Source organism: Micromonospora sp. 4G55, assembly GCF_016803375.1.
Genome location: NZ_JAEVHN010000477.1, coordinates 1 through 4927 on the forward strand (window position 1 = coordinate 1; position 4927 = coordinate 4927).

3 protein-coding genes and 1 pseudogene are annotated in these 4927 nt (G+C 74.0%); all 4 read left to right on the forward strand.

Going from position 1 to position 4927, the window contains the following annotated elements:
- Positions 1-1174, forward strand: a 1174-nt coding sequence (locus JNW89_RS27730) for an amylo-alpha-1,6-glucosidase (protein WP_305070545.1), incomplete at its 5' end; no start/stop codon positions are given.
- Between the two features lie 138 nt (positions 1175-1312).
- Entirely contained in the window at positions 1313-2686 is a 1374-nt protein-coding gene (locus JNW89_RS27735; RefSeq protein WP_309140036.1) for a transposase, read from the forward strand.
- Between the two features lie 143 nt (positions 2687-2829).
- On the forward strand, positions 2830-4161 hold the full coding sequence (locus tag JNW89_RS27740; RefSeq protein WP_238451309.1) for a glycosyltransferase family 4 protein: 1332 nt from the start codon (positions 2830-2832) through the stop codon (positions 4159-4161).
- Between the two features lie 138 nt (positions 4162-4299).
- A pseudogene (locus JNW89_RS27745) lies at positions 4300-4927 on the forward strand (serine/threonine-protein kinase); the annotation flags it as partial.

Consider the following 4927-nt stretch of genomic DNA (forward strand, 5'->3'; position numbering starts at 1 on the left):
GCGGCGGCACCGGGCGGTGGTGGCGGCGGCGAAGCCGGCCGACCCGGTCGAGGCCACCCTCACCCTGGCCGCGGACGCGTTCGTGGTGCGCACCTCCGCCGGGCCCGACGTGGTGGCCGGCTACCCCTGGTTCGGGGCCTGGTCGCGGGACACGATGACCTCGTACGAGGGGCTGTTCCTGTGCACCGGGCGGGCCGACGAGGGGCGGGCGCTGCTGCGGTCGTACGCGGCCACGCTGTCGGAGGGGATGCTGGCGAACACGGCCGACACCGGCCGGGTGGAGTACAACACCGTCGACGCGACGCTGTGGTTCCTGCACGCGGTGAGCCGGCACGTCACGCTCACCGGCGACACCGACCTGGGCGACGAACTGCTGCCGGCGCTGCACGCGGTGGTCGAAGCGCACCTGGCCGGCACCCGGTACGGCATCGCGGTCGACCCGGCCGACGGCCTGCTCACCCAGGGCGGTACCCCGGGCACCGCGTTGACCTGGATGGACGCGCGGGTCTACGGAGTGCCGGTGACGCCGCGCACCGGCAAGCCGGTCGAGGTCAACGCGCTCTGGGTCAACGGCCTGGCCGGCCTGGCCGAGCTGACCGAGCTGGCCGGGAGGGACGCGGCCGAGCTGTGGCGGCTGCACGCCCGGGCCCGCGAGGCGTTCGGCAAGCGGTTCCCGTCGCCGGCCGGCTGGCTGCACGACGTGGTGGACGCGCCGGCGCCGGCCTATCCGCTGGGCGGGGCGGCGTACCACGACGACGACCTGCTCCGCCCCAACCAGCTGCTGGCCTGGTCCCTGCCGTACGCCCCGCTGGAGCCGGACCCGGCGGTGCTGCGCCGGGTGGCGGCCGGGCTGTTCACCCCGCTCGGCCCGCGCAGCCTCTCCCCCGACTCCCCCGACTTCGCCGCGCGACACCGGGGCGGGCCGGCCGAGCGGGACACCGCCTACCACCAGGGGACCGTCTGGCCGTGGCTGATCGGACCGTTCGTCGACGCATACCGGAAGGCCGGTCTGCCCACCAGCGACCTTTTGGTCGGACTTGAGGGCCATTTGGGGGATTATGGCCTAGGGTCGGTGAGTGAGACGGCCGACGGCACCCCGCCGCACGCCGCCACCGGCTGCCCGTTCCAGGCATGGTCGGTGGCCGAGCTGCTGCGCGTCCGCCGGCCCCGCTAGCTCGGTGTTTGCTGGCGTTCACCGGGTTGGTAGCACTTGAGAAGTGTCGTAGGGGTGGTGTTGGCTTCGATTCGTGCCTCGTCGTCGTGATCCGTCTGCGCCTCGGGTGCTTCATCGGACGGCGCGGTGGGGTTGCGGGTGACGGCCGGGCAGCGGCGGCGGTGTTTCGGAGTGCTGCGGTCGGCTGCGGATGTGTGGGCGTGTGTGTTGGAGGTCAACGCATGGCGCCGCCGCCGAAGGGACACGGCCCTGGTCGGTTATCAGGAATTGTGCCGGGAGTTGGCAACCTCGGGGCCGGGCACGTTCGCCGAATTGGACTCCACCGGTGCGCGCTCGGTGTTGCGTCGGTTCTCGGATGCGTGGTTCGCGGCGGCGAAACGCCGCAAGGACGGTGATCTGTCGGCGCGGTTCCCGCGTCGCCGGCGTGGGCTGATGCCGGTGCGCTGGTATCACGGCACGTTCACCCTCGACGGTCGTCGGGTGCGGATTCCCACCGCCAGAGGCACCGCGCCGTTGTGGGTGCGTCTGGCCCGCGAGGTGCCGTATCCGGCCGAGCAGGTCCGGTCGATCACCCTGCTGTGCGAAGCCGGCCGGCTGTTCCTGGAGGTGACCGCCGAGGTCCCGGTGACGACCTACCAGCCCGGTGAAGAACCGGATCCGGACCGGGTGGCGGGCGTAGATCTGGGAATCATCCACCCGTACGCGGTGGCCGGCCCTGACGGGGATGGGCTGCTGGTGTCCGGACGGGCGATCCGCGCCGAGCATCGCATGCACCTGGCCGACACGAAGGCCCGCCGCCGGGCCGTGGCCAGGCGGGCGCCAAAGCCGGGCCAGCGGGGGTCGCGGCGGTGGCGGCAGTACCGTCGGCGGGCGCGGCGAGTGGAGGGCCGGCATCGGCGGCGGGTCCGCCAGGCCCAGCATGAAGCTGCCCGTACGGTTATCTCCTGGGCTATCCGGAAGCGGGTGGGCGTGCTGCACGTCGGTGACCCCCGCGGCGTGCTCGACCTGCCTGCGGGGCGGCGGCACAACCTGCGGCTGCGGCAGTGGCAGGTCGGCCGTCTGATCCAGGTCCTCACCGACAAGGCTGTCCTGGCCGGGATCACCGTGCGGCTGGTCGACGAACGCGGCACCTCCTCCACCTGCCCCGCCTGCCGGAAGCGGGTGCCCAAACCTCCTGGGCGGACCCTGTTCTGCCCAGACTGCGCATTCTCCGGGCACCGCGACCTTGTCGCGGCCGCCAGCATCGCCACCCGCACCCCGGGTGGCGGAACCACCACCAGCGCGGCGCCCGAGCTGCCGCAGGTGGTCACGCACCGTCGAGCCGGCTGCCACCTGCCTGGTGCTGGCCGGTCCCGGCGTGACCCCCGCCGTCCCGCGCACCACCGGCGGCGTGAGGGTCCAGTTGGCCCGCGGAGGCCCGCCCCACCACCCGGTGGGGAGTCGCTCGCCCCACGGCGAGGATCCACAACGCCCAGCCGGAAGCCCGGCGAACGTCAGTGGACACCGCACTAGGCACGCGTTACACACCGGCAACGACGGCGTCTCCGCTGGTTATCCAGCGGTCGGCAGGATGAGCCCCGACCCAGGCGAGACGGCGGGCACCCGGTGGGGTGCCTTCCGCCGCATGTACGGGGGACAACTCAAAGGGGGCCTTCATGTCACCTGACGCCGACGTGATCGACATCCACCCCGCCCGGCACCAACGGGTGCTGATCCTCTCCTGGGAATACCCGCCCGTGCTCGTCGGTGGCCTGGGCCGGCACGTGCACGCGCTGTCGGTGGCGCTGGCCGCCGCCGGGCACGAGGTCACCGTCGTCACCCGGCACGCCGAGGGCGCGCCCCTGGAGGAGTACGCCGACGGCGTGCGCGTGCTGCGCGCCGCCGAGGACCCGGTGACCTTCCCGCTGGCCACCGGCTCCCTGCTGGCCTGGACGATGGCCTTCAACCACACCCTGACCCGCACCGCCCTGCGCGCCGCCGAGTCCGGCGACTACGACGTGGTCCACGCCCACGACTGGCTCGTCGCGCACACCGCGATCACCCTCGCCGAGCACCTCGACCTGCCCCTGGTCACCACCATCCACGCCACCGAGGCCGGCCGGCACCAGGGCTGGCTGCCCGAGGAGATGAACCGCACCATCCACGGCGTCGAGCACTGGCTCAGCAACGCCTCCGCCCGGGTGATCGCCTGCTCGGGGTACATGCGCGACCAGGTCACCCGGCTCTTCGAGGTGCCGGCCGGGCGGGTCGACGTGGTGCCCAACGGCGTCGACGACCGGGCCTGGCACGCCCGCCCCCGGGCGGTCGCCTCGGCCCGCGCCCGGTTCGCCGGGGACGGCCCCCTGGTCGGCTACGCCGGCCGGCTGGTCTACGAGAAGGGCGTCCAGCACCTGGTGCACGCGGTGCCGCACCTGCGCCGGCGACACCCGGGGCTGCGGGTGGTGATCGCCGGCGACGGGCCGTACCGGGAGGAGCTGGTGGACCAGACGCGGCGGCTCGACCTGGGGGACATCGTCCGCTTCGCCGGCTTCATGGACGCCACCCAGCTCCCGGCGGTGCTGGCCGCCACCGACGCGACCGTGGTGCCGAGCCTCTACGAGCCGTTCGGCATGGTGGCCCTCGAAGCCGCGGCGGCCGGCGCGCCGCTGGCGGTGGCCAGCACCGGCGGGCTGGCCGAGATCGTCGAGCCCGGTGTCACCGGGGTGACCTTCCCGCACAGCGACCCGGACGCCCTCGCCGGCGCGGTGGACCAGCTCCTGCGGGACGAGGTCTTCGCCCGCCGGGTGGCCCGCCGCGCCCGCACCATGGTCAGCCGGCGGTACGGCTGGGCGACCATCGCGGCCCGCACCGCGGGCAGTTACGCCGCCGCCCAGCGGGAGCACGGCACCCTCCAGGCGCGGCGGGGCGCCGCGCTCCTGGCCGGCGGGCGAGCGCGGATCGCCATCCCGGAGGGCAACCTGCTGGCGAGGGACGGAGCGGCCTGCTGAACCGTCGAATCCCCACGACGGATAGGTCTCCCCCGATCCATTGGCTACGGTGTACGTCGGCCAACGGTGAGGAGAACCGTGCAGCGAGAAGTGGTCGCCGGCCGGTACCGCCTGCTGGAACTGGTGGGCCGGGGCGGGATGGGCCGGGTCTGGCGGTCCCGGGACGAGATCCTGCACCGCGAGGTGGCGGTCAAGGAGGTCGTCCCGCCGCACTGGCTGGCCGAGGCGGAGCGCGACGAGCTGCGGCTGCGGACGCTGCGCGAGGCGCGCACCGCGGCCCGGCTCAACCACCCCAACGTGGTCCGCGTCTACGACGTGGTCCAGGTCGACGACCATCCCTGGATCGTGATGGAGTACGTCCCCTCCCGGACGTTGCAGGCCGTCCTGGAGGACACCGGCCCGGTCGACCCGGTGCGCGCGGCCGGCATCGGGCGGGCGCTGCTGGCCGCGCTGCGCGCCGCGCACACCGCCGGGGTGCTGCACCGCGACGTCAAGCCGCAGAACGTTCTGATGGCCGACGACGGGCGGGTGATGCTCACCGACTTCGGGCTGGCCACCTTCGACGGTGCGACGGGTTGATGACCCGGCCCGGCATGGTCCTCGGCTCGCCGCAGTTCGTCGCCCCGGAACGCGCCGCCGAGGGCGTGTCCAGCGTGGAGGCCGACCTGTGGTCGCTCGGCGCCACCCTGCACGCCGCCGTCGAGGGGCGCTCGCCGTACGCCCGCAGCACCGCGATGGCGACCCTGGCGGCGCTGGCCACCGAGCC

Excerpts from the sequence above, each read along its gene's own strand:
- JNW89_RS27740 (WP_238451309.1), top strand. The coding sequence starts at position 2,830 with ATGTCACCTGACGCCGACGTGATCGACATCCACCCCGCCCGGCACCAA.